Origin of the sequence: Streptomyces pimonensis, from assembly GCF_041380215.1 — a bacterium.
In the GTDB taxonomy this organism is placed as follows: domain Bacteria; phylum Actinomycetota; class Actinomycetes; order Streptomycetales; family Streptomycetaceae; genus Streptomyces; species Streptomyces pimonensis.
In genome coordinates this window covers 1-23,625 of sequence record NZ_JAHWZY010000060.1, presented here as the reverse complement: position 1 = coordinate 23,625, position 23,625 = coordinate 1, and the positions used below count along the sequence as shown (strand labels likewise).

18 protein-coding genes and 4 pseudogenes are annotated in these 23,625 nt (G+C 70.0%); 10 read left to right on the top strand and 12 right to left on the bottom strand.

Annotation, left to right across the window (positions count from 1 at the left end; translation table 11 throughout):
• Nucleotides 1-835 precede the first annotated feature (835 nt).
• Nucleotides 836-1,324, bottom strand: a pseudogene (locus tag KYY02_RS32150) (DUF4232 domain-containing protein); the annotation flags it as partial.
• 6 nt (nucleotides 1,325-1,330) lie between these two features.
• Nucleotides 1,331-1,582 (bottom strand): annotated as a pseudogene (locus tag KYY02_RS32145) (NAD-dependent epimerase/dehydratase family protein); the annotation flags it as partial.
• Nucleotides 1,583-1,592: 10 nt separating this feature from the next.
• On the opposite strand from KYY02_RS32145, the pseudogene KYY02_RS32140 reads away from it, so the two are divergent.
• Nucleotides 1,593-2,012, top strand: a pseudogene (locus tag KYY02_RS32140) (MmyB family transcriptional regulator); the annotation flags it as partial.
• An 841-nt stretch (nucleotides 2,013-2,853) separates the two neighbouring features.
• Here KYY02_RS32140 and KYY02_RS32135 read toward each other — a convergent pair.
• From KYY02_RS32135 to KYY02_RS32115, 5 genes are all read right to left on the bottom strand, one after another.
• Nucleotides 2,854-4,065 carry an MFS transporter gene (locus KYY02_RS32135; protein WP_371244279.1) on the bottom strand — a complete coding sequence of 404 codons (1,212 nt, stop codon included), beginning with the start codon at nucleotides 4,063-4,065 and terminating at the stop codon, nucleotides 2,854-2,856.
• Between the two features lie 150 nt (nucleotides 4,066-4,215).
• Entirely contained in the window at nucleotides 4,216-5,421 is a 1,206-nt protein-coding gene (locus tag KYY02_RS32130) for an acyltransferase family protein (protein WP_371244276.1), read from the bottom strand.
• An 88-nt stretch (nucleotides 5,422-5,509) separates the two neighbouring features.
• Nucleotides 5,510-7,198 carry an FAD-binding oxidoreductase gene (locus tag KYY02_RS32125; protein WP_371244272.1) on the bottom strand — a complete coding sequence of 563 codons (1,689 nt, stop codon included), beginning with the start codon at nucleotides 7,196-7,198 and terminating at the stop codon, nucleotides 5,510-5,512.
• 97 nt (nucleotides 7,199-7,295) lie between these two features.
• Nucleotides 7,296-7,940, bottom strand: a complete 645-nt coding sequence (locus KYY02_RS32120) for a beta/alpha barrel domain-containing protein (RefSeq protein ID WP_371244271.1) — start codon at nucleotides 7,938-7,940, stop codon at nucleotides 7,296-7,298.
• A 260-nt stretch (nucleotides 7,941-8,200) separates the two neighbouring features.
• Nucleotides 8,201-9,250: a VOC family protein gene (locus KYY02_RS32115; protein ID WP_371244269.1), complete on the bottom strand. Its 1,050-nt coding sequence runs from the start codon at nucleotides 9,248-9,250 to the stop codon at nucleotides 8,201-8,203.
• Between the two features lie 427 nt (nucleotides 9,251-9,677).
• On the opposite strand from KYY02_RS32115, the gene KYY02_RS32110 reads away from it, so the two are divergent.
• From KYY02_RS32110 to KYY02_RS32085, 6 genes are all read left to right on the top strand, one after another.
• Nucleotides 9,678-10,121, top strand: a complete 444-nt coding sequence (locus KYY02_RS32110) for a MarR family winged helix-turn-helix transcriptional regulator (RefSeq protein WP_371244267.1) — start codon at nucleotides 9,678-9,680, stop codon at nucleotides 10,119-10,121.
• A gap of 422 nt (nucleotides 10,122-10,543) precedes the next feature.
• The gene (locus KYY02_RS32105) at nucleotides 10,544-11,800 is read left to right on the top strand and encodes a sedoheptulose 7-phosphate cyclase (protein ID WP_371244265.1); all 1,257 of its coding nucleotides are present in this window, start codon (nucleotides 10,544-10,546) and stop codon (nucleotides 11,798-11,800) included.
• Nucleotides 11,797-12,594 carry a cupin domain-containing protein gene (locus KYY02_RS32100; protein ID WP_371244263.1) on the top strand — a complete coding sequence of 266 codons (798 nt, stop codon included), beginning with the start codon at nucleotides 11,797-11,799 and terminating at the stop codon, nucleotides 12,592-12,594. The genes KYY02_RS32105 and KYY02_RS32100 overlap by 4 nt, the downstream gene beginning before the upstream one ends.
• A complete protein-coding gene (locus KYY02_RS32095; RefSeq protein ID WP_371244261.1) occupies nucleotides 12,591-12,989 on the top strand; it encodes a cupin domain-containing protein in 399 nt (132 codons plus the stop codon). The genes KYY02_RS32100 and KYY02_RS32095 overlap by 4 nt, the downstream gene beginning before the upstream one ends.
• A 66-nt stretch (nucleotides 12,990-13,055) precedes the next feature.
• Nucleotides 13,056-13,964, top strand: a complete 909-nt coding sequence (locus KYY02_RS32090) for an NADP-dependent oxidoreductase (RefSeq protein ID WP_371244259.1) — start codon at nucleotides 13,056-13,058, stop codon at nucleotides 13,962-13,964.
• A 68-nt stretch (nucleotides 13,965-14,032) separates the two neighbouring features.
• A complete protein-coding gene (locus tag KYY02_RS32085; protein WP_371244257.1) occupies nucleotides 14,033-14,509 on the top strand; it encodes a MarR family transcriptional regulator in 477 nt (158 codons plus the stop codon).
• A gap of 114 nt (nucleotides 14,510-14,623) precedes the next feature.
• Here the strand turns inward: KYY02_RS32085 and KYY02_RS32080 are convergent, their stop codons facing one another.
• Nucleotides 14,624-15,232 (bottom strand): TetR/AcrR family transcriptional regulator, encoded by a 609-nt coding sequence (locus KYY02_RS32080; protein ID WP_371244255.1) that lies wholly within the window; start codon nucleotides 15,230-15,232, stop codon nucleotides 14,624-14,626.
• An 86-nt stretch (nucleotides 15,233-15,318) separates the two neighbouring features.
• On the opposite strand from KYY02_RS32080, the gene KYY02_RS32075 reads away from it, so the two are divergent.
• The gene (locus tag KYY02_RS32075) at nucleotides 15,319-16,086 is read left to right on the top strand and encodes an SDR family oxidoreductase (RefSeq protein ID WP_371244253.1); all 768 of its coding nucleotides are present in this window, start codon (nucleotides 15,319-15,321) and stop codon (nucleotides 16,084-16,086) included.
• A 94-nt stretch (nucleotides 16,087-16,180) separates the two neighbouring features.
• The gene (locus KYY02_RS32070) at nucleotides 16,181-16,534 is read left to right on the top strand and encodes a hypothetical protein (RefSeq protein WP_371244251.1); all 354 of its coding nucleotides are present in this window, start codon (nucleotides 16,181-16,183) and stop codon (nucleotides 16,532-16,534) included.
• Between the two features lie 321 nt (nucleotides 16,535-16,855).
• Here KYY02_RS32070 and KYY02_RS32065 read toward each other — a convergent pair whose 3' ends face one another.
• The 4 genes from KYY02_RS32065 to KYY02_RS32050 all read right to left on the bottom strand — a co-directional run bounded on the left by KYY02_RS32065 (nucleotide 16,856) and on the right by KYY02_RS32050 (nucleotide 22,526).
• Complete coding sequence (locus KYY02_RS32065; protein WP_371244250.1) at nucleotides 16,856-18,487, bottom strand: FAD-binding oxidoreductase; 1,632 nt, start codon at nucleotides 18,485-18,487, stop codon at nucleotides 16,856-16,858.
• Between the two features lie 199 nt (nucleotides 18,488-18,686).
• Nucleotides 18,687-20,054, bottom strand: coding sequence for a cytochrome P450 (locus tag KYY02_RS32060; RefSeq protein ID WP_371244248.1), 1,368 nt, complete (start codon nucleotides 20,052-20,054; stop codon nucleotides 18,687-18,689).
• A gap of 60 nt (nucleotides 20,055-20,114) precedes the next feature.
• Entirely contained in the window at nucleotides 20,115-21,806 is a 1,692-nt protein-coding gene (locus KYY02_RS32055) for an acyl-CoA dehydrogenase family protein (RefSeq protein WP_371244245.1), read from the bottom strand.
• Nucleotides 21,807-21,992: 186 nt separating this feature from the next.
• Nucleotides 21,993-22,526, bottom strand: a complete 534-nt coding sequence (locus tag KYY02_RS32050; protein ID WP_371244243.1) for an EF-hand domain-containing protein — start codon at nucleotides 22,524-22,526, stop codon at nucleotides 21,993-21,995.
• Between the two features lie 269 nt (nucleotides 22,527-22,795).
• Here KYY02_RS32050 and KYY02_RS32045 point away from each other — a divergent pair.
• Nucleotides 22,796-23,434 (top strand): annotated as a pseudogene (locus KYY02_RS32045) (IS6 family transposase); the annotation flags it as partial.
• Between the last annotated feature and the right edge of the window lie 191 nt (nucleotides 23,435-23,625).

The following is a 23,625-nucleotide window of genomic DNA, read 5'->3' as shown; positions in this document are numbered from 1 at the left end:
CTGATACGTCGTCACAAACGTTCATGATCGCGGTGGCCGTCCTCATGCCCTCACCCACCTCGGCAAGGCGCTGACCAGCGCAGACGTCGGAACTACAGCTGCCGTGTCTTATCGCTGAGCATCTCCGAACACGGAGTCAAGCGCACGGTCGGCATCATTCTGGCCAAACTCAACTGTCCGAACCCGACTCTTGCGGTGGTGCGGGCCATGGAGTCGAGGCTGCTCGTCATGTGAGGCGTCGAGAGGGCATGCTCCATGAAAGTGAGCCAGAACCCGTTCTTCTCGCGAACAGAGCCATGAAGCAGCTCTGCGCAGTTCAAAAGCGTGATCGACGGTGCAGGCAAGTAAGGCACGTAGCCGGGAACGGTTCGGCCGAAACCGTTTGCAGGGCTCGGCCATGCCGGGCCGGACGGCATGTGCCCCTTCCCCGTGCCGACGCGCTGCGCGGCCCGTGCTCCAGCCTGTTCCCGTACCGGGTGGCCGGCCGGCCCCGGCTGCCGGCAGCCTTCCCCGGCGGACCCGGCAGGCGCCGGTGCCCGGCGACCCGGCGAGCATGGTCGCCGTACTGGCGGCCGGACCGCTCGTCCACGACCTGTGCGCCGGGACCGCCGACCGGTCCTGGCGGCGGTTCGCGGTGCTGACGGTGCGGGCAGTGCTGCCGGTCGGGCAGGAGGACACCCTCGGCTTCGACATCTACCGCAACAGCGTGCGCGCGTTCGGGCCGGGCGGCACCCTGGCCACTACCCGCCGCGCCGCCTACCGCGGTTCACGCTCGGGCCGGGGTGCCCCCGTCAGGCTCCGCGACGCTGACCTGCGGCCACAACCGTCCGGGTACCTACATACCGATCGGGTTGACGTAGGTGGCCGGGCGGGTGGCGGCGTCCTGCTTGAGGATCTGGCCGCCGAACGGCCACGCTATTGTGAAGTGCTCCGTCTCGTTCGGAGGGGTGACCAGGAACTTCGTGGGCACGAACTTCTCCTTCTGCGGAGTGGACCTGGCCACGGGGAGCAGGGTGATGCTGAAGTCCACCGTGTCGCCCTGCTCCAGGGTCATCTTCACGGGCGCCTTGGAGGAGCGCGCCAGCGACCAGGTGCCGTCGGTCTTCTGGGCCCCGGTCATGTCGACGCCGGCAAAGCCGGACAGGGTGCAGGTGCGCTTACTCCGGTTGGTGAACCAGATGTATGCCTGGGTCTGCTTCTCGCTCTGCCCCATCTCCGGCCTCGAGTCATCCCCCATGGCGAAGCCGGCCTTCAGATCGGCGGTGTGGCAGCGCGTCGGTTCCGCCTTGGCGGCGGCCGAGGCCGGGACGGCGGCACTGCCCCCGAAGACAACAAAGGAGTCGGCGAGGTGCGGGTCGCCCTCGCCGTAGACGAAGGGCAGCCGCCCGATACGTACGTCCAGGCTCTTTAGCGCGAGCAGTTCGCGCTCGGCCTCGGCCTTGGACCCGGGGTAGGCGCCCCACATCTCACCGCCCGGCCGGCTCTCGTCCTCCTCGGTCAGCGGCCGGCCCCGTCCGATGCCGTACACGTTGTCCGTGCTGACCTGCACGAACCGCTCCACGCCCAAGGCCTGCGCGGCGCGGGGACGTCCTCGCCCGCCCCGAGGGCGCAACATGATCCGCCGCTTCTTCCTGGACCCGGCGGCCCAGGAGCTGTTCCCGCCCGAGGACCGTCCGGAGCGTGCCCGCGAGCAGGTGGCCGGCCTGCGAGCGGTGGCCTCGGCCCGCCCCACGGACCCCGAACCCGCCGCCCTCGTCGCCGAACTGCGCACCACGAGCGAGGAGTTCGCCTACCTTTGGGACGAACACGAGGTCGCCGTACGCCGCGCCTCCACGAAACGCTTCCGGCACCCTGCGATCGGCATCCTCGAACTCGACTGCGAGGTCCTCGTCAACTCCGACCACAACCAGCAGCTCGTCATCCACACGGCCCGCCCGGGCACGGACTCGTACGAGCGCTTGCAGTTGCTGCGGGTGGTGGGCTTGCAGGACCTGACGCCGACTGGCTCCTGACCACGTGCGCGTTCGCTCCAGCCCACCCCCCGCACATCACCGCAATCCCGCACTCCCGTGCCGTCCGGAACCTACAACGGCACAACGTCTGCCACTGGCACAGGCAGGCGGACGACTTCCCCTGCCACCGAGCACTCAAGCCCCTGCTCGACGCCCACGCCGAGCAGCTGGCCGAGGCTGTCCTGTCGCAGTTGACCTGGCGGGTAGACGGCTTCTGACCTGCTGGCGTGCCGTGGTGTCTGCGAACGTTGCTCCGCGACATTCGCAGACACCACGGCTTTCACGGGAGATTCGATGGTGGGAATGTCAGCTCAGCCGTCCTGCCCGCCGGCCAAAGGCCCCGCGGTCGCCCGGTGAACCGCCCCGGATTGGTCTGCCCCGGGGTCGATGGAGTCGGGTTGCTGGGGAATTGACCGATCCAGCAGCATCTGGAGGCCGCCATGCCCCGCAGCTGTCCGCCCGGGCTCCGCCGCCGGGCCCTCGACCTTGTCGCATCCGGCCGCAAGGTCGCCGAGGTCGCCCAGCTCCTGGGCGTTCACCGAACGGGCCCGCGCCTCCGGTCTCCTGCCGTCCATGGGCTCGGTCGGGGACTGCGTGGCCAACGCGATGATGGAGTCCTTCTGGGCCCGGGTCCAGGTGGAACTGCTCGACCGCCGGCGCTGACGGACCGGACGGGAGCTGTCCACGGCACTCCTCGAGTGCTGGGGGATCTTCCATAACCGCCGGCGCAGGCACTCGTCCCTGGAGATGCTCGCCCCGGTCGAGTACGAACCACGTGCAGCACCTGCAGTGTAAAACCAAGCGACACGACTCCACCAAACTCAGGACACTCCGGAGATATCTACCGAACCCGGAACGGTTCAGTGGCCTCGGTGGTCGTCGCCGCGGATGCCCGGGGTGTTTCACGGCGGGTCGGCGTGGTCAGGGCGACGAGCACGGCGGTCGCTGTGAGTGCGGCGCCCGCCGCGGCGATGGACGGCAGGCTGTGACCGTGGGTGAGGAGGAGACCTCCGAGCCAGCTGCCGAGAGCGATTCCTATGCAGAACGCGGAGTTGTTGATGGTCAGGGCCATCGTTGGTGACGAGGGTCCTGCCGCGATCACGATCCGGGTGTTGAGTGCGGGAATGGTGGCGAAGTAGGCGGTGCCCAGCAGGCAGAACGCCACGGCGGCGGTCCACCTGCCGGTGGTGGGCAGAGCGAGGAGCAGGAGCGCGGCCGCGACTGTGCCCAGTGTCACGGGAACGGTCGCGTGCGGGAACCGGTCGGCTGCTCGGCCGCCGAGCATGTTGCCGACGAGACCGCCCGCACCGTAGAGGAGGAGCAGGATGGTGACGGCCTGTGAGGGGAATCCCGCAGCCCGGGTGAGATAGGGGGAGGCGTAGGTGTAGAGGGTGAAGGCGCCCGCGGTGCCGAGGGCGATCACCAGGGCGGTGAGCACCAACGGTCCCGACAGGACAGGCCGCTGGCGGCCCCCGGTCGCGTCGTGGCGACGGTCGGGTGTCGGCGGGGCCTGCGGTGGCGGGCACCGCAGGAGAAGCAGAGTGGCAGCCAGGCTCAACGCGGCGAGGGCCCAGAAGGTGGCGCGCCAGCCGAAGGCGTTGCCGATGAGTGTGCCGACGGGGACGCCTGCGACGCTGGACAGTCCGATACCGAGGGTGATCTTGGCTCCCCAAGCGGCCCGGCGGTTCGCGGGGGCCATGTCGCGTGCGGTGGCCACGAATGCGGCGATGAGGGTGGAGTGGACCAGCGCGCTCACCACCCGGCCCGTGATCAGCCATGCGAAACCAGGGGCGAGCGCGGCCAGGACGTTGCCGAGGACGAACACGCCCATCATGCAGGGCAGGGGAACGGCGCGGCGCAGCCGGGATGTGACGGCTGTGACGAACGGGCCGGCGAGGACGACCGCGACGGCGTACACACTGATCAGCATGCCGACGGCCGCGAGTGAGACATGGATGTCCTGGGCGATGGCCGGCAGGATGCCGGCGATGACGCTCTCGGCGGTGCCAATGCAGAACGTGCAGACCATCATCGCGAAGACGGGAAGCGGCATGGGGTGGTCTCCTCGGCGGTCGTCCGCGCCGGCTCGGGCACGGCCATGGGGCGGGGCACGGCGCACGCCGTGGGCGGATCGCCGTGCCCGAGCCCGGCGGTGGCGGGTTCCGCCGTACCGGATGAGCGTGGGTGGGGGAGGGAGGGCTGCTCAGGAGGCGCCCACGGTGACGGGCCGGTCGTCGCCGTCGTGCTGCGCGGGGACGGCCTGCGCCGTCTGCGTGTTCCTCGCCGTTCGGGCCCGGCGTGCCCAGGCCCGTACGACGGGCCGCTCGACCGTGGTGTACAGCAGCCAGGCCAGCAGCAGGCTCGCCGCGGCGATGAGCGTGGCTACGCCGACGGCCTCGACCAGCGAGTTCGGCTCGTGGTAGTCGAGGCGTTCCTGGGTGACGGACAGCAGGACCTGGTGGATCAGGTAGAAGGCGAACGACACCTCACCCAGCCACACCCACGCGCGGCCGCTCACGGCGGTGCCGCTGCCTTGTGCGTCGCGTGCCGCGGTCGCGGAGATGAGCAGGGCGAACGGGATGACGACGACGGCGTTGAGGGAGTACAGGAAGGGGGCGTGGAGGCTCACCGCGTACGCCACGACCGTGAGGGCCAGGGCGGGCAGGACGCCGAGGCGGATCCACCGGCCGGACAGCACGATCCTGGCCATGAGGATGCCGAGCAGGAAGTCCAGGACGCGTACGGGCGGGAAGATGTAGACGAGCCACATCTGGGTGATCGAGTGGCCGTGAAGCGGCGAGTTGGCGTGGTTCGGTCCGAACGTCTCTCCCGCGGGGACGATGTGGACGGCGAGGGGGAGGAGCAGGATGGTCGCAGCGGTCGCGGCCGCCCACCACCACAGCCGGGTCTCGGGGATGCTCCGCACCCACCGGTGCAGAGCGGGGAAGAGCAGGTAGAAGACCAGTTCGCAGGAGAGCGACCAGCTGGGGTTGTTGATGCTGAAGAACACGTCGTCCCGAGGTATCCACGCTTGTAGCAGCAGAAAGTTGGGCACCCCGCGCCCCCAGGTGGCCGATGCGTACGCGTAGGCGGCCAGGGCGAACAGGAACGTGACGACGTGGTTGGGGTAAATTTTGGCCAGCCGGCGCCCCCAGAACGCGCGCGGGCTGTCGTCGCGGCGGGCGGACCAGGTCAGGACGAAGCCGCTGAGGATGAAGAAGAAGGTGACACCTGCCCATCCGCCGTTCTTCAGGGCGGAGGCGAACGGGCCGTGGCCCTGGCCGTCGGTGGAGTAGGCGTCGAGCAGGGACAGGTGGAACAGGAAGACCAGGAAGGCGGCGAAGAACCGCATACTGGTCAGGGACGGCAGCCGGGAGGAGGTCCCGGACACAGCGAAGCCTGCGGACACGAGGATCACCTCGAAGTGTGGGAGCGGACCGGAGATTGCTCGAGGGGGCGGCAGCGGCGCACCGGGCGGCGCCGGCCTGCGGACGGGATCATGCGGGCTGCACCGACTGGGCGTGCCGGAAGAACCCGGTGGGGTCCCAGGCGGCCTTGACCTTCTGCAGGCGTCGGTAACCGCCCTTGTAGTAGAGGTCGTGCCACGGCACGCCCGAGGTGTTCCAGCGGGGGTCGCCCAGGTCGACATCGGCGTAGTTGATGAAGCAGCCGTCATTGGTCTCGTTGGGCACGGGCACACCGCCGGTGGCGGCGAACATGTCGCGGTAGCACTCGCGGACCCAGGTGATGTTGGCCTCGTCGTCGGCCGCGTCGTTCCACACCGAGACGACCTGGTACTTCAGGACGGAATCGCGCTGCGGTACCGCGGTGGCGTCGGGGGCGACTCGGTTCACCGCTCCCCCGTACGAGGCGATCATGAGGAGCGCACCGGAGTTGTGGAAGTCGTCGCGGGTCAGGTGACGGTAGGCGGCGGTGATCTGGGCGTCGGTGTAGGTGCGCCGGGCGTAGACGGACTTGCCCTTGAACCTGACCGTGGGGTCGGGCCCGGTGAACCCGGGCCACTGAGTGGCGTGCAGCCACGGCACCTTGCGGTACTGGCGTACCTGGGGACGCGCGCCGAGGCCGTCGCCGACCTCGTCTATGTAGCGTTGCAGCAGGCGTTCGGCACCGGGGGCGCCGGCGTCGGCGAGCGAGTCGAGGACCACGGCTCCGGCGGACTTGTGGAAGGGCTTGAGCTGGCTGAACAGCGCGGTGTGCGGGGAGTGGGGTGCGCTGTTACGGGCGTGCCAGTCGCCGTGGTTCCGCATGAGCCGCGCGAAGCGGGCCTCGGTCAGCTGCTCCCACGGCCAGGCCACCTCGCTCAGCCACACCTCCCGCGGGGGTGTGGGAAGTTGGGTGGACGGGTCGCTGCCCCGGGCGTCGGAGGAGCGCAGCCAGTAGCGCGTCACCACGCCGAAGTTGCCCCCACCGCCTCCGGTGTGGGCCCACCACAGCTCGCGGTGCGGGTCGTCGGGCTCGCGGGTGGCGGTGACGGCGCGGGCCGTGCCGTTCGCCTGGACGACCACGATCTCGATGCCGTACAGGTGGTCCACGGCGAGTCCGTCACGTCTGCTCATCGAGCCGTAGCCGCCGCCCTGGATGTGACCTCCGGCGGCGACGGTGGGGCAGTTGCCGGCCGGGAGGTAGACGCCCCAGCCCTTGTAGAGGCGGTCGTAGACCCGGCCGAGGGAGGCACCGGGCTGGACGCAGAACGCCCGGCGGTGCTCGTCGTAGGAGATGTCGTCCATGCGCGACAGGTCCAGGACGATGTCGATGTCCGGGTGGGTGGTGAAGTTCTCGTAGCAGTGGCCCCCGCTGCGCACGGCCAGGCGCTTGCCGGAGTCGACCGCCTGCTGCACGGTCTGTACGACGTCGGCCGTGGAGGTGGCGAGGACGATGCGCTCGGGGCTGCCGACCCAGCGCTGGTTGGTGCCGCGCTGCAGGTCGGCGTAGCGCTGGTCCGCCGGGTGCACGGTGAGCGGGATGGCGCCCGCGCCGGCGGAACGGCGCCCGGACCTGGCCGCTGCGGCGGCGGGGGCCAGACCGGTCGCGGTGGCCGCGAGGGCACCGCCCGCGACAGCCGTACCGGACAGGAAGGCCCGGCGACGCACACCGGTGCCTTCCGCGGGCCGGCGTACGGGAGCGGGCGCCGGGGAGCTGTCCGTGGGCAGGGCAGAGGTAGGCATGAGTAAGTCCTTCGAGGTGTGGGAAGACGCTGACGGCAAGAGGGGTGGGCCGCTTGGGCGCGTCGGGCGAGGAGCGGGCCTGCACCGTCCGGCGGTGTCAGCCGGACGTGGCGGTCCGTGCGGAAGGGGGCTCGAGTGTGTCCAGGCGGATGCCGAACCAGTCGAGGACGCGGGCGACGCGTCGGGCCTCCGTGACGTCCACGGCGGTCGGCCCGGTGACGACACCACCGTGCTGGGTGAACGTCCGCAGGGCTTGGGGAGACAGCGCCAGGGCCGTCCCCGGGAACAGACACTTCTCGGCGTACTCGGCGCCCAGGTCCGGTCCGGCGCAGGGCTGGGTGGTCCACAGCAGGGACGGCGCCGCGGCGCCGCGCTCGGCTGCCCGCACCCAGTCCGGCGACCGCACGTCGCGGCACCACGCGTCGTACAGCAGGTGGGCCCCGGCGATCCCGGCCGTGGACCGCATGGCCTTGGCCTCGCAGCCGCCGATCAGGTCGAGGCGTGCGTCGACCAGGAGGTCGACGGTCCACAGGGGGTACTCGACGGCGAAGGTGCGCCCGGGGGATGCCGTGGTCTCGGACAGCAGCCTGCGCATCAGCCGCCGGTATGCGGCCAGGCCGTGGACGGGACCGACGACGAGCGTGCCCCGGGCGGAGCGGGATGCGGGTGTCGCGTCCCCGGCATCGGGCGGCAGCATGTCGCGGACCGTGTCCGCCGCTTCGGCGTGGGCCTGGTCCGCCACCTGCCGGGAGGTGCGCCGACAGTCGAGCCAAAGCGCCGCGTGCGCTGTCGCCGCTGTACGCAGTGATCCGGTCGGACGGACCGGTAACGGGGTGAGCGTGTTCATGGGGTTTGCCTCTGGATGACGGGAACTCGTTCAGCGGTGGGAGGCGTGCCGCAGCCGGGCGCCGTGGCCCCGGCTGCGGCACGAGGCGTCTGAGAGGGAGCGCTCGGGCCGAGGCGGGAGATGCCGGGGTGCCCGGGCCGCTGGGGTTTTCTGGGTCAGGGGCGGTCGTGCCAGCGCAGGGTGCCGGGTGTGGCGCGCCGCGCCGAGGTCAGACTCTCGTACGGCAGGGATCCGTCCGGCATGTTGATGATCTCCATCTGGATGCCGACCGGGGTGCGGAAGTACAGCCAGCGGTCGCCGGCGATGGGGCCACGGGCGATGGTCTCCGGCTCGCCCATGAGTTCCACGCCCTGGTGCCGGCCCAGATAGGCGGCTGCCGCGTCCACGTCGTCGACGTAGAAGGCGAGATGGTGGCCCCCGACGTCGCTGTTGCGCGGGGGCCGCGAGCGCAGGGCCGTCGTGGTGCTCTGGACCAGTTCGCAGTTGGCGGTCGGGCCGGTGCGCAGCAGTGCCCGCCGTGAGGGCTCGGCGCCGGGAGGCCGCTCCTCCGTGTCCTGCGGGCCCTGGACCAGCTCCGCTCCCAGGACATCGGTGAAGAAAGCGGTGGCTGCGTCGAGATCGGCGACGGTGTAACTTACGTACTCCGTGCCGATCAGGCCCAGGGAGCGCTGGACGGGGTTCGCGTACTGCGGGAGCGTGGGGGAGAAAATCCGGCCGTCCGGCCGGCCGGGCTCACTGAGGGACAGCAGGATGCCCCAGGGGGTGAGGTACCACCGGCGGGGTGCGTCCGGGACGGTAGGCCCCAGGCGGACGGCGGCTCCCCGGCGCAGACGCTCCTCGGCGACGTCGAGGTCGGCGACCGCCAGGGCGAGGTGGTGACCGCCGACGTCGTTCGGGCCGGGCGCTGAGACGACCTGATCCGGGGCGGTGTACTCGAAGAGCTCCAGGTTGGTGCGGGGGCCAAGCCTGACCAGTGCGACGTGCGCACGGGCCCGCGGATGCACGCCCAGTTTCCGGGTCATCCAGTCACCGCGGGAATCCTCGACCGGGCCCTCCCGGTAACACAGTTCACCTCCCAGCACGTCGGTGAAGAAGGCGACGGCCTCGTCGAGGCGCGACACGGTGAAGCCGTAGTGGTCGACGGCCCGCGCGGTGGGCAGGCCGACCAGCTCTGGAGCGGACGACGGCATGACGGCGTTGCGCAATGTATCCCCCTCCCGACGGTGTGCCGGATGCCGGCCACCGGACGGCACACGAACGCTCGGACACCGGCTGCCTCCTTGCGAACCGGCACCGGCCGAGGGCGACAGTAAGGCACATGTCATTGCGTGCGCAAGGAATAGTGGCGACGGCTCGTGCGGCGGGGGTATCTCCGTGCCCACCCTGAGCTGTGGGTTCAGCCGTTCGAAAGTGCAGGTCGAACAGTTACCGAGGCAACGGCAGGTGGATATCATTGTGTGGGCATGGAAAAGCAGGACTGTCGAAGGGTTCTCTTGGCTGCTACCGCCTCGTACCCTGAAGGTGACGTGGCCGTCCTGGTGTCGCGGGCCGGGGCCGCCTCTCCCCCTCCGTGCCCAGAAGGTTCTCCCGGCGGCCGGCGGACCGCCCGGGCACCCTGAAGAAGGCGACATCATGCGAACGCGCAAGGAAGACAGTGTCGAGCTGTGGAGTCAGCTGTCGGTTCTCGTGGCGGAGGTCGGGACCGCGCTGGACAGAAAACTCTCCGAGGACTTCCAGCTGGGCCTGACGGACTTCCTTGCCCTGCGGGCGCTGAGCAACGGCGACCCGGCGGGGATGCGCATGAACGAACTTGCCCAGCTCCTCGGCCTGAACCAGTCGTCGGCCACCCGTGCCGTGCAGCGGCTGGCGGCGCGGGAGCTGGCCGAGAAGAGGGCAGACGCGGCCGACCGCAGGGGAGTGGTGGTGCGCATCACGGATGCCGGCCGGTCCCTGGCCGCGGACATAGGGAGCCTTTTCCGGCGCGAGGTCGGCATGGCGCTGGAAGTCGCGTCCATGGACAGCAGGACGAGTTCGGTCGTCGCCCGGCTCCGGTACGCCTCGACCCTCGAGCGCTGATCTGCGCAGCCCTCGCCGCTCCCCTCGCCCCATGGGCGGGGGGCTTTTCCGTGCCGGCCCGTCGGGTGCGGCGTCCGCCCGCATCGCTTTCCGGTGGTTGCGGAGGCATGCGCGAGCGGCGCACTTCCAGACATCCCGAGCAGGTACGTGCGGAGAGAACTCGCAGACAGGTGCCGGATGCCGTACCGCTCCGTGGTGCCTTTTCGGACGGTCCCCACTCCGATCACCTCCAGATGTCCTTGCGTGCGCAATGAAATCTGTGTCAGGGTCTTGCCGGCGGCGGGGGGCAGGCCACGACGCCGTGGTCACATCCTGCGCAGGCGGCCCCAAGGGCCCTGCCGCGCGGACACGCACAGCACACTGCCCCGGCCGAATTCGCAAACGGACTTGAACCCAGACTCTTTGTCGGAGGCGGAAGCCTGATGCAGCGGGAAACCCAGTCCACACGCAACAACGACGGTCTCTTCGCGGTGGGCAGCCCGGTCACGCACTGGTCGGTCCAGACCAGCAACCCGGTCCAGTACGAGATCAGGGCCTGCGAGAACCTGCTCGACCCCGGCAACTCCACCATTCTGGAGGACGCCTCGGGCAGCAGCGACCAGCGACGTTTCATCGTCACCGACCGCGTGGTCGATTCCCTCTACGGCGAGCGGATCCGCGCCTACTTCGAGCACCACGGCGTCGAGCACCGCGTCCTGGTCCTGGACGACGGCGAGACACACAAGTCGATGAGCGCAGTGCTGCGAGTCACCGAGGCCCTCGACGCCTTCGGCATCGACCGCCGCCGCGAACCCGTGATCGCCGTCGGCGGCGGCGTCCTGATGGACATCGTCGGCTTCGCCGCCAGCCTGTACCGCCGCTCCACGCCCTTCATCCGCATCCCCACCACCCTGATCGGCCTGGTGGACGCGGGCGTCGGCGCCAAGACCGGCGTCAACCACAACGGACACAAGAACCGGCTGGGCACCTACTTCCCCGCCGACCGCACCCTGCTGGACCGGTCGTTCCTGGTCACCCTGCACGAGCGGCACATCAGCAACGGACTGGCCGAGATCCTCAAGATGGCCCTGATCAAGGACGCGCGCCTGTTCGACCTGCTGGAGCAGCACGGCGCCGACCTGTTGCGCAACAAGCTCCAGAGCCCCGTAGCCATGGGCCCCACGCCCGCCGACGTCCCGGTGGACCAGCGCCTGGCCGCCCGCGGGCTGCACCTCGACCCGGCGACCGAGGTGGTCGAGCGGGCGATCCAGGGCATGCTGGAGGAACTCCAGCCCAACCTCTGGGAGAAGGTGCTGGAACGGGTCGTCGACTACGGCCACACCTTCAGCCCGACCATCGAGATGCACGCCCTTCCGGAGCTGCTCCACGGGGAGGCCGTGGCCGTCGACATGGCGCTCACCACCGTCCTGGCCGAGCGCCGCGGACTCGTCAGCGCCTACCAGCGCGACCGCATCCTCAGTGTGATGGAGCAGCTGGGACTGCCGTCCTGGCACCCGCTGTGCACCTCCGAGGTGCTGGCCAACGCGCTGCGGGACACCGTGCGGCACCGTGACGGCAAGCAGCGGCTGCCCCTCCCGGTCGGCATCGGCAGCGCCGTGTTCGTCAACGACGTCACCGATGAAGAGCTCGGTGCCGCAGCCGAAGCGCTCCGAGGGCTCGTCTCGGGAGTCCCCCGGTGACCACCGAAGCCCCCACCTCCCAGCGTGCGCCGGTCACCCCCCACGCGGCGGGTGGCCGCCCCGGCCCCTTCCGGTCGATCGGAACCGTCGCGGGCGCCGCGACGGTCTACGGAGTGCACGGAGCCTCCGGGCGCACGCACTGGAAGTGCTTCGCCGGACGCCGTCAGCTCGCCTCCGCCACCGAAGCCGTCGAATGGGCCTCCATTCCACCCGGCGGACTGAGTGGAGAGCACCGCCACACCCGCACCGAGGAGATCTACCTCGTTCTGCGCGGCCACGGAGAGTTCCTCTTCAACGGCACCCCCCACCGGGTCGGGCCGGGCTCGCTCGCCCTGACCGCCCCCGGAAACGTGCATGGGCTGCGCAACACCGCTGGAACCGACCTCGACTGGTGGGTCATCGAGACCCTCGCGCCCGCCACGCACGCCGTTCTGTCCACAACCGACCACATCCACCCGGGAGTCCCTCCTATGGGCGACGCAGTCATCCACGACCTCTTCAAGGACAGGACCGTGCGCACCGACGGCGTCTTCACCGGCCCGCTGCGCCAGGTGGAAGTCGTCGAACTCGATGCGGGACAGCGCACCGTGCTGGGCGCGGCCGACGCGGAACTCGCCGTTTTCGTGCACAGCGGTGAGGGCCGGGCCACCGCCGACGGAACCACCGCGGACCTTTCGTCCGACACCTGCGTCACCCTCGGCGCGGGCACGTCCTCCGGCGTGCAGGCGCTTACCCCGCTGCGGTTGTTCGTCGTGACCCTGGCCCTGCCCCGGCGCTCCGCGGAGGCGTCGTGATCATCTCGACGACCACCCGGGCTGTGCGCAGCACCGTCACCGCCGAGCCGGGTGCCGGCGCGACAGCTACCTGGACCTGTCTGGTACGCCGGGGGATGCTGCACAGCGAGTGCGAAGCGGTGGAGCACTGGGTGCTCGAGCCCGGTGCCGTCCTGACCAGCACCCCGCAGCACGGGGTGGAGGAGGCGCTGCTCGTCCTCGAAGGCGAACTGGCGCTGGCCACCGCCGGCGCCGAGCACGCCGTACGCGCAGGGCAGCTGGCCCTGCTGCCGCACGGAGCGCAGGTCCGCCTCGTGGCGGGGCGCGCCACGGTCCGGTTGATCACCGTCCGTGCGCTCGCCGCACCCGTCACCGACCGGCTGCCACCCCGTGTCCCCGAGTTGGTCTCCTCCTGACAAGACCCCGGCGCATCACGGCCCGGCCGTGATGCGCCACGACCGTCCATGAAAGCGAACACCTCCATGCGTGCTGTAGTTCTGACCACGTACGGCGGACCCGAGCACCTGTCGGTCCGCGACGTCCCCGAACCGGCCACGCCCCAACCGGACTTCGTCCTGATCCGCACTGCGGCCGCCGCGGTCAATCCCGTCGACCTCCAGACACGCGCCGGTCTGCACGCCGGACACAGCGCGTTCGGTCCACCGATGGTTCTCGGCTGGGACCTGGCCGGCACCGTCACCGCCGTGGGCAGCGAGATCACCGACCTGCGCGTCGGAGACCGGGTCGTGGCCATGTCCGCGCAGATGGCCACCGGGCGCGGGACCTACGCCGAGACCGTCGCCCTGCCGGCCGACATCGTCGCCCGGGCCCCGGCCTCCCTCGCGCTGACGCACGCGGCGGCCCTGCCGCTGGCCGGCCTCACCGCCCGGCAGGCACTGGACGCCCTCGCCCTGCCCGAGGGATCCTCGGTACTGATCACCGGCGCCGTCGGCTCGGTCGGCGGCCTCGCCGTACAGCTCGCCCGGCTGCGCGGTTTGAGCGTGGTGGCCCAGGTCCGCTCCCTGGGGGACGAGGACGAGGCACGGGCCCTGGGGGCCGACCGCGTCGTGGACCCGGATAGCCTGCCGGAGGCGGAGGTGGACGGCCTGCTGGAAACAGCTGGTTCACCCCAGGCGATCCGAGCCGTACGCGACGGTGGACGCGCCGTCAGCATCGTGCCCACCCGTGTGCCGGCCGCGGAACGCGGCATCCAGGTGACCGTCTCCCACGTGGAGCAGGACGGCCCCGGGCTCTCCGCGCTCGCCCGCCTGGTCGACGACGGGCAGGTGCAGCTGCGCATCGCCCGGGAGTTCGCCTTCGAGGCCGCGGCCGAGGCGCACCGCACCCTGGCCGCCGGGGGCGCCCGGGGCAAGCTCCTCCTGCTGCCCTGAGCAGCAGCGCGGAGTACCGACGTCCCCATGTCGACCCGACAACGTCACCACACGAGGACAGCAACGCCGTGGCAGAGCCGCACAAGAGCGGACCCCGTGACGCCGACGCCGAGACCCTGTCCCGGCTCTGGGAGCGGGTCGTGCCCATGTTCACCTCGCTGGAAGGGCAACTCGACGCCTTGCTGACGCGTCGTCACGGCATTGGGCTGGGGCCGTTGATGGCTTTGGGAGCACTGGCGGGCGAGCGTCCCGGTCCCCTGTCCGTCAGCGGTCTCGCCCGGCGACTGGGCGTGAGCGTCTCGGCGGCGAGCCGGATGCTCGCCCAACTGGAGCGGTCGGGCTGGACGTCCAGGACGGCTTGGCCCTGCGACCGGCGGACCAGCCGCGTCACGGTCACCGAGGCCGGCCTGGCCCTGTGGACGCGCGCCAGCCTCACACTCGAGCACGAACTTGACGCTGCCTTCCGGGCGTTGCGGTTCGATGAGAGGTATGCGCATGTCGTGGCACGTCTGTGCCGCGCCGGCGACGGACCGCCCGAGGACTGACGGCGTGGTGCAGGCGCCGATGGCCGTGTCCGAAGGCGCGTGCGGTCCGCCGCTTCTCCCGGTGGAGTTTCTCCCTGCGCGGCCCGGCCGGGAGGGACCTGTTCGCCGATGGCGTCAGCAGGACGGCTCCGGCCAGACCATCATGGCGAGTTCTGCCACGCGCCGCAGCTCCTGCGTGGTCGCACCGTCCCGCGCCTGCTGCGACATGCCCTGGACGACCGCCGCGAAGTACACCGCCAGGGCCCGGGTGTCGGCTCCCTCGGGGAGCGCCCTCCGGGCCCTGGCGTCCTGGAGCCTGGCCTCGAAGGACCGTACGTTGGCTCTCCGGCGGGCGCGCAGGTCCTGTTCCACGTCGGCGGTCTGCGGGGAGTAGTTGGTCGCCGCGGAGATGACCAGGCAGCCCGCCGGGTGCCGGGGATCGGTGTAGGACACCGCGGCCTCGTCCAGCATCCTCGCGAAGCCCGCCCGCGGGTCGCTCTCCTGGGCGAGGGCGCTGTCCATGAAGGCGCCGAAGGTGGAGCCGTAGCGGTCGACCACCTCGGTGAACAGGGCGCGCTTGTCGCCGAAGGCCGCGTACAGGCTCGGCGGGGAGATCCCCATGGCAGCGGTCAGGTCGGAGATGGACGTGCCCTCGTAGCCGTGCTGCCAGAACAGGAGGGTGGCCTGCACGAGGGCCGTCTCGCGGTCGAAGCTGCGCGGCCTGCCCCGCTTCGTCGTTGTCATGGCTTGATTTTACAGCGATCACTAAAGAATGTGTGTAGAGTAATAACGTAGTCATCGCTACAGAACATCGATGCGAAAGGAACACCATGGGTACGCTCGCGGGCAAGACGGCACTGGTGACCGGCGGCAGCCGCGGCATCGGACGCGCCATCGCCGAACGGCTCGCCGCCGACGGAGCGCTCGTGGCCGTGCACTACGGCCGCAACACCGCAGCCGCCGACGATGTCGTGGCCGCCATCCGCGCCGAGGGCGGCCACGCGTTCACCGTCCACGCCGAACTGGGCCGGCCCGGCGACGTGGAGACCCTCTGGGACGGCTACGACCGCCAGGTCCTGCAGAACTCGGAACAGGCCGGGCTGGACATCCTGGTCAACAACGCCGGCATCACTCCGCGCGGCGAGATCGAGGAAACGTCTCCCGAAGCGTTCGACGAGGCCGTCGCCGTCAACATGCGCGCCCCGTTCTTCCTCACCCAGCAGGCACTCAAGCGCCTGCACGACGGCGGCCGGATCATCAATGTCTCCTCCGGGGCCACCCGCATCGCGCTCACCGACATCATCGCCTACGCCATGACCAAGGGAGCCGTCGACGCCTTCACCCTCACCCTGGCCAAGGCACTCGGCAGCCGCGGCATCACGGTCAACTCCGTGGCCCCCGGCATCATCGACACCGACATGAACGCCTCCTGGCTGCGCGGCAACGAGGCCGCCGAGCAGTCCGCAGCCGAGCTCTCGGCGCTCGGCCGGGTAGGCCGACCCGAGGACGTCGCCGACGTGGTCGCCTTCCTGGCGTCCGATGACGCCCGATGGGTCACCGGCCAGGTCCTCGACGCCACCGGCGGCTCCCAGCTCTGACCCACCAGCCCCGCCCGGGCGGATCCCGGGCCATGCACGGGTGTCAACGGCGACACCGCAATCACCCAACAGACACGATGCAACCGGAGACCCCATGCACGTCGTCATCGCCTGGTGGGACACGCGACGCACCGCCGCGGCCGGCACCGTCCGGCCGCACCCGCCCAGACCGGCCGACTCCGGCCCGCAGGGCCAGGTGCCCTTCCCGGCGGAGTTTCCCGGCCTGCAAGCCGGCCAGTGGATCACCGACCCGGCAGCCGACCTTCAGGGCCTCGCACTGATCTGGGACTCGGCCGCCGACGCGAACCTCTTCCTCCCGGCCCTCGCCGATCAGACATTCGGTTGCGCCCCCTCCCACCGATGGGACTTCGAACTCTGCACAGCACCGACCGCTGACGAAGACCCCGAGGCGGCCCCGGCCGAACTGGAGCTTTTGCTCCACGCCTGAGCACCTCAGCGTCCGGCACGCACAGCTGGGGGGACCAGGTCGTCGGGCTCCTCACCAGCTCCGTGCCGGACGCAAGGCAATCATGAACCGTTCCGGGTTCGGTAGAGACCTCAGATGTTGGTTGTGAGCTGGGGTTTCGTGGTTGTCAGGTAGTGGTTGGCTTCGTATTCGGCGGGCGAGATGTGCCCTATCTCACCGTGGAGCCGGGTGTGGTTGTACCAGTCGGTCCATTCGGCGCGACCAACTGCCTGGAACTCATCAGGAAGGACGGAGGCGCCGAAGTCCCCCGGTGACATCAGCGACCCCGCACCCCGCCCCCTGTCAATCCGCCTTACTGATTGACAGGGCGTGCCGGAACACCCCCCTCGGGTCCCAGCGCCCCTTGACCCGCTGCAGGCGGGTGTAGTTGCCCTTGTAGTACAGCGTCTGCCAGGGCGTGCCCGAGGTGTTCCACTTGGGGTCTGCGAGGTCGGTGTCCGGGTAATTGATGAACGCGCCGTCGTTCACCTCGCCCGGCACCGGCACCCCGCCCGTGTCCGCGTACAGGTCGCGGTAGCAGGCGCGAATCCAGGCCAGGTGGGCGGGCTCCTCGGCCTGGTCCTTCCACGACGCCAAGTAAGAGAGTTTGAGTACGGCGTCGCGCTGGGCCATCGCCGTCGCGGCCGGGGCGACCGCGTTGACCCGTCCACCGTAGGTGTTCAGCGACACGCTGCCGCCCACCACATCCGTGTCCTTACGGGTCAGGTGACGGTACAGCGCCGCGGTCTGCCGGTCGGTGAAACGGCGTCGTAGATACGCCGACTTGATCTTCAGGTGCCAGTCGCCGACCTTGTCCCCTGGGCCGCGCAGCGCCGCGCTCAGCCAGGGCAGCCGCTGCTTGTCCAGGCTGCTGGGTCCGGCCACGCCTGCGCTGATCGCGCCCAGATGGTCCTTCAGCAGCCTCTCGTCGGTACCAGGCTCGGCCGCGATCTGGCCGATCATCAGGTGGCTGCCCGCGGCCCGGCGCAGCAGGACGAACTCGCTGTACACCGGGGCCCGATCGGAGTCGATGCCCGAGTGCCGCTCGGCCCACCGGCCATGGTTGTCCACCATGCGCGTGAACGCCGCCCGGTCCATGCCCTGCCAGGCCCACTCGGCGCGGAACGTCAGCGCGGTGGCCGGGGGCGCGGGCAGCAGCCGTTCCGGGGGCGTGGACCTGGTCGTACCGGTGGTGCGGAACCAATAGCGGGTGACGACACCGAAGTTGCCTCCGCCGCCCCCCGTGTGGGCCCACCACAGGTCATGGTTCGGGTCGGACGGCTCGCGCGTGGCGACCACGGCTCGGGCGGTTCCCGTACGGTCGACCACGACGACCTCGACCGCGTACAGGTAGTCGGCGACCAGGCCGAGCAGCCTGCACAGCGGGCCGTAGCCGCCGCCCAGCACATGGCCACCCGCGCCGACTTCGGGGCAGTATCCGGCGGGCACGGTGACGCCCCAGCCCAGGTAGAGGCGCCGGAACACCTCGCCGAGTGTTGCTCCGGCCTCCACCGCGAAGGCATGCCGTACCGGGTCGAAGCACACCTGTGTCATGCCGGACAGGTCAATGACGGTCTGTACGTCCGGATGGTCGACGAAGTCCTCGAAGCAGTGGCCTCCGCTACGTACCGCGATGCGCGTGCCCGCCCTCGCGGCCTCCTGTACGGCGCTCACCACCTGCTCCGTCGAGCCCGCCACATATACGGTTTCGGGCCTGCCCCGGAAGCGGTTGGCGGCTCCCCGGGTCACCAGGTGGCCGTACCGGGGGTCGTCGGGGCCGACGCGAACAGGGCCGCGCGGCGGGGCGCAGCCGGGCTGGTGCCGCCGCCCAGGTGCCTGCTCCTCGGCTGCCGCGGCGGCCCCCACCGGCAGCGCCATGCCCGCTCCCGTCACCGCCGCGGCGCGTAACACGTTCCGACGCGTCTGGTCTTCCACGGCCCCACGCTCCTCCGATTGCCTGCGGGGCGCGGTGCGTCCCGTGATCAACGACGTTAGGGAGTACGGGCCATGGGGCGACATGGTACTGGCCGGTGGAAGGGGGGTGGTGCTGATGCCACCCCCAGCACGACCGACCAGAAAACGATTCCACCCGGTCAACCAACGTGACAGCGCCGTACAAACGCAGTCATTGGCCTCATGCGTTGCTCCGAGAGCCACCTGGACGCGGTCGCCGTCCGCGTAACCGGACCCGTCCGCCTCGGGCGGGAAGTAGCGTCACCGATACGAGACGGGCCTGTTCCATCGGGCCTGCCGGCTCAGGAACGGCCGTCGCGAGAAGTTCGCTGAGGACCGTCTCGATCTCCAGATGGGCCAGCGAAACTCCGATGCAACGCCGGATGCCGCCGCCGAACGGTGTCAGCGCATAAGGCACCGGGCTTTCGCCCACATGGCGCTCGGGCCGGAAGGTGTTCGGTTCCGGCCACAGATCGGGGTCGAGGTGGGTGAGCGGGAACAGGGCTGCCACGAAGGCGTGGCGCGGTACCGGGTGGCCGCCGAGTTCTGTGTCGTGTGCCGCGGTCCGCATGGCGTTGTAGACGGCGGGGCGCAGCCGGCCGGATTCCTTGACGACTGCCTTGAGGAGCCGGTCCGAGCCCGCGTCGAGGTCGGCAATCAGGTCGTCGCGGGCGGCGGGGTGGTGGGCCAGCAGATGCAGTGTCCAAGCGATCGTGGTCGCCGTGGTTTCGTGACCGGCCAGGACGAGACCGGTCAGCTCGTCCAGGAGTTGTTCGTCGTCCAGCCCCGCCCCATACGCGTCGCGTGCGTCGAGCAGCAGTGACAGCACGTCGTCGCGGTTCGCCCGGTCGGGTGCGGCCCGTCGCACAGTAATCTCCTCCCGGGTCAGGTCTCGCACTGTCGTGCGGAGCCGGTGGAAGCGGCCGCCTGGGGAGAGTGGCCCGAGATTGCGCTGCAATGGCTTGGGCAGGAACAGCGCGGCCAGGTTGCCCATGGCGACGAACGCGTTCAACGCGTGCCGGAAGGCCGCGGTCCGGGCCGGGTCCGTCAGGCCGAGGACGACCCGCAGGATGACGTCGAGCGTGAGCCGTTGCGCCCACGGGCGTACGGGCACACCGCCGTCGACCAACAGGTCGGGCAGCCTGGCATGCACGAGGTCCCGGACCACCTGCGCCCAATTCGCGACTCGCGTCCCGTGGAAGGGAGGCAGCAGGAGTCTGCGGTGGTCCAGGTGCCGGGGCGGTGGCGTGCAGATCAGTGATCCGGCGCCGACCGCCGGCGCGATGAGGGCGGCGGCGTCACCACCGGTGAACCGATGGTGGTCGGTCAGCACGGCCTGGTTGGCGGCGACGCCGGTCGCGCACACGAGGGCACCGCGATAGGGGAACGTCCGCAGGGAGAAGACCGGTCCGAATCTCCGGCGCAGCGACTGTCCGTAGCCCTGAGGGTTCAGGAGCATCCGCGCAGTCTGCACGGCCCGCGGCGTACGAACGGCCGGCGGGAAGCGCCGGGGATCCCACGCCGGTTCCCGGGCGAACGCGTCGTTCATGGCCTGCGGTCCTCCTCGCGACGGTGGATGGGGAAAGAGGGGCCCATGGCCCGGCCGGGCTCAGGCGGTCGTCGCCGGCTGCCAGGGTCCTGCCGGGTCGTCGTACAGGTCGTCGTAGTGGTCGGTGGCGATCGGAGCCTGAAGCATGTCGTCCGGTACGGCGAACGCGTCCACGAGCGCGAGGGCGTGGGGAGCCAGTGCGGCGCTGACTCGGTCGACGGCGGGCGCGAGGCCGCGGACGTCTTCGGGGGTCAGGTGCCCGCCGGCCAGTAGCACCGCCGCGTGCGGGGCGAGGCGCTGCAGCGCGAACAGCCGGAACAACTGCTCCAGTGCGCTTCGTGTGGCGCTGTCGTTGACGCGGCCGGCGGAGACAAGGAACGCCTGGGCTGCTCGCCGGGTGGCATGGGCGTCGACGAGGTCCAGGGCCGGGTTGACCGCATGGTTCCACCGGTCCATCGAATCGGTGCTGGGCTGGGCGAGCCGGTCACGGGCGTGCTGGAGGCAGTACAACTCGTGGCGCACGAGAAGGTCGAGGAGGAGAGCGCAGTCGGTCAGCGGACCGGTCCGTGCGGCGGGTGGCGCGGGCGGGCTGTAGCCGCGCCCGATCAGCATGTCCGCGGCGGCCTTGCTCCAGATGACCAGATTGTCTCCTTCGGCGGTGATGGCGCCCTCGATCGGCGTGAGCAGGTCGACGATGCGGTTGACGGAGAGCAGCCCTTGGGCGCCACAGCGTTCCCGGCACTCACTCACGATGTCTCTGGCCTGCCAGGTGATCCAACCCTTCGTCGCCGCGACAAGGACCTCCGTGGCGGCCGAGTCGGTGTCGTTCGCCGCGACACAGCGACGGGTGGCCTCGCGCAGCAGGAATGTCGCTGCGTAGGCGTGGGCCATCGCTCCGAGCAGTCTTGTCTGATGGCAGCGATAGGTGAAGACGGGGGCGCCGGTCCTGCTCGCGGGGGCGAAGGTGTGCCGTCGGTGGGCGTACCGCACGGCGATGGTGAGAGACGCCCGGGCACCGCCCAGCGCTGCCGCGCTCAGACAGAGCTTGCCTGCGGTGACGCGCTGGATGGACCGCAGGAACCGGCGGCGCCGGCTGTTGACCGTACTGTGGAAGGCTCCCTCGGCGGTCAGTCGGGCGTGGTCGCCGGTCAGTAGCGCCGCGCGCTCCAGCACGACCTGGTCGAAGGAGGTGATGGCGTGATCGACCGCTGATCCGGGGGTTTCCGAGAGCGGGCGTATCCGGATGCCGGGCAGCGGCCCTTTCTCGTCCCGGAGCGGCACGAGGAACAGGAACACGCCGCAGTCCTGGCCGTGGACGATCAGTCTGGCAGCGACCAGACCGCTCTTGCCGCCGCCGGCCGAGCCGGTGTTGGGCATGAACTTCTGGGCGGCGGCCGATGGGGTGTGCAGGACAAAGGTGTCGGTGTCCGGCTGATGGGCCGCCGTGGTCTCCAGTTCGGCGACGTTGTTTCCGTAACCGAGTTCGGTGATCAGGACGGTGCCGTACCGCTGGAGCCGTGTGAACAAGGTGGAATCCACCGAGTGCCCCGGATCGAGGTGGAGGAGGCTGCCCAGGAACAGGTTGTAGTGGATCGTCGCCAGGGTGGTCAGTGTCCCGTCGACCACCCCCGACCACTCGTGCAGGGAGATCATCCGGTCTGTCGCCGCGACCAGTTCCCCGACGTCTTCGATTTCCGCGTTGAGGACGCGCAAGCGCTCGTAGGAAAGCTCGGAACGCTCCGGAAGAGACATTCCGTCGCGGTATCGGAAAATGTCCTTACGGAAAATGTCCGTCCATGGCTTGTGCAGATCGTTGAAACGTCCGTCGAAGAGAACTTCGGTCACGAGTGGCACTTGTACTTGATCTGCGAGTACGGCGGTGCCCTCGGTCGCAACGCTCATCACCGCCCCCTCCACCGCGTCCGCCGCAGGCTCACTTCACAGTGCGCCGAAGAGTAGATGGCGCTCGGTGTGGGCCGGGTCCTCGTTGCGGTAGTACTGAGTCGCGGCGGCCATCAGCCGGTCCAGCGTCAAGGACCCGCCCTGCTCCGTCAGCAGGTCGAACGTCGCCCCGGCCTCGTCCGCGGGAACGCCGATGGCCTGTTCAACCGCGACGAACTCCTCCCTGGAAACCAGACCGTCGTCGTCCCGGTCGGCGAGGTGAAAGCCGGCCTCGTAGAGCGGGCCGATCAGCGTGTCGAAGTCGTCGCTCGCCTGTCGCACTGCTCGGCGGAACTCGTCCCCGTCGATCCGGCCGTCCCCGTCGGTGTCGGCTCTGTCACGCAGGGCGTGCCAGTAGTTCATCATCTCGTCGGCGTACTTCTTCCCCTTCCCTGCCGCGCGCTCCTCACCGAAGGCGACCAGAACGCGCTCGGCCATCAGCGTGAAGTCGTCTTCGGCGATCACGCCGTCGCCGTTGGCATCCAGCAACGCGAAAAGCTTCTCGTATTTTTGATCCAGCACGGCACTCATGCGATTCCCCACCCTTTGGTCAGACTGCCCTCGCGCCCAGTGTTACGCGAGGCGTATATGCATAATATTCGAGGCGATCGGGTTAATCACCCGATCACAGATGCACGTTCGAGTGAAAAACCGGGGACACTGTTGACGTTACCCGGCTGTGTGATGGACGCACAGTCTGCTCGCCCTGTCCGTCGTCGCCGGCTCACCGCGAGTAAGGACGGCTTTCACGCCGACGGGAACACACGCCGTCCGGGCTCCATGGCGGCCTCGCCATCCGCCAGTTCCCGCTCGGTTTCCGCGAGGTCGAGGAGCTCATGCTCGAGCGCGGTGTGCTCGTCTCCCACGGGACGGTCCGGCGCTGGTGCGCGAGGTTCGGGCAGATCTGCGCGAGCGGCCTGCGCCGCCGGTGGCCCCGGCCGGGCGACAACTGGCACCCGGACGAGGTCTTCGTGGAAATCGACGGTGAGTTGAAGTACCTGTGGCGGGCCGTCGACGCCGATGACGCCGTCCTTGACCTCCTCGTACAGAACCGGCGGGACAAGGCCGCGGCCCGGCGTTTCCTCCGCCGCCTGCTGAGGACGACCCTCACGGTGCCCCGGGTGATCGTCACCGACAAGCCGCGCTCCTGCCGGGCGGCCCACCGCGAGGTCATGTCGTCGGTCGAGCGCCGTTCATACAAGGGTCTGAACAACCGGGCCGAGAACAGCCACCGGCCCACCCGGCAGCGCGAACGCGCCATGAAAGGCTTCCGCAGCGCCGGCGAAACCCAGCGGTTCCTGGCCGCGTTCAACGGCACCTCACCCCACTTCCGGCCTCGCCGCCACCTGATGACCGCCCCCGGCCACCACGCCGAGACGACCATCCGCTTCGTCATCCGGAACCAGATCACCGCCTCCGGCCGGCCCGCCAAGGCCTGAGCACCGGCCCGGAGCCCGGCCCCCACCACGCCCCGACGCGCCGCCAGAAACCTGTGCACCCAATAATGTGACAGCACTGGCCGGCGAACTGTCGGGGGGCATCGGCGGGGGGAACCTCAGAACGTTCGTTTCATTTGACTTTACAGCTTCGTGCGCCGTGGAAAGCGCTGTTTGACCGAGTAGAGGTGGAA

Coding starts and splice junctions, on each gene's coding strand:
- KYY02_RS32125 (WP_371244272.1), bottom strand. CDS start 7,198: ATGCCTACCTCTGCCCTGCCCACGGACAGCTCCCCGGCGCCCGCTCCC.
- KYY02_RS32050 (WP_371244243.1), bottom strand. CDS start 22,526: ATGAGTGCCGTGCTGGATCAAAAATACGAGAAGCTTTTCGCGTTGCTG.
- KYY02_RS32105 (WP_371244265.1), top strand. CDS start 10,544: ATGCAGCGGGAAACCCAGTCCACACGCAACAACGACGGTCTCTTCGCG.
- KYY02_RS32070 (WP_371244251.1), top strand. CDS start 16,181: ATGCACGTCGTCATCGCCTGGTGGGACACGCGACGCACCGCCGCGGCC.
- KYY02_RS32090 (WP_371244259.1), top strand. CDS start 13,056: ATGCGTGCTGTAGTTCTGACCACGTACGGCGGACCCGAGCACCTGTCG.
- KYY02_RS32060 (WP_371244248.1), bottom strand. CDS start 20,054: ATGAACGACGCGTTCGCCCGGGAACCGGCGTGGGATCCCCGGCGCTTC.
- KYY02_RS32110 (WP_371244267.1), top strand. CDS start 9,678: ATGCGAACGCGCAAGGAAGACAGTGTCGAGCTGTGGAGTCAGCTGTCG.
- KYY02_RS32080 (WP_371244255.1), bottom strand. CDS start 15,232: ATGACAACGACGAAGCGGGGCAGGCCGCGCAGCTTCGACCGCGAGACG.
- KYY02_RS32055 (WP_371244245.1), bottom strand. CDS start 21,806: ATGTCTCTTCCGGAGCGTTCCGAGCTTTCCTACGAGCGCTTGCGCGTC.
- KYY02_RS32135 (WP_371244279.1), bottom strand. CDS start 4,065: ATGCCGCTTCCCGTCTTCGCGATGATGGTCTGCACGTTCTGCATTGGC.
- KYY02_RS32075 (WP_371244253.1), top strand. CDS start 15,319: ATGGGTACGCTCGCGGGCAAGACGGCACTGGTGACCGGCGGCAGCCGC.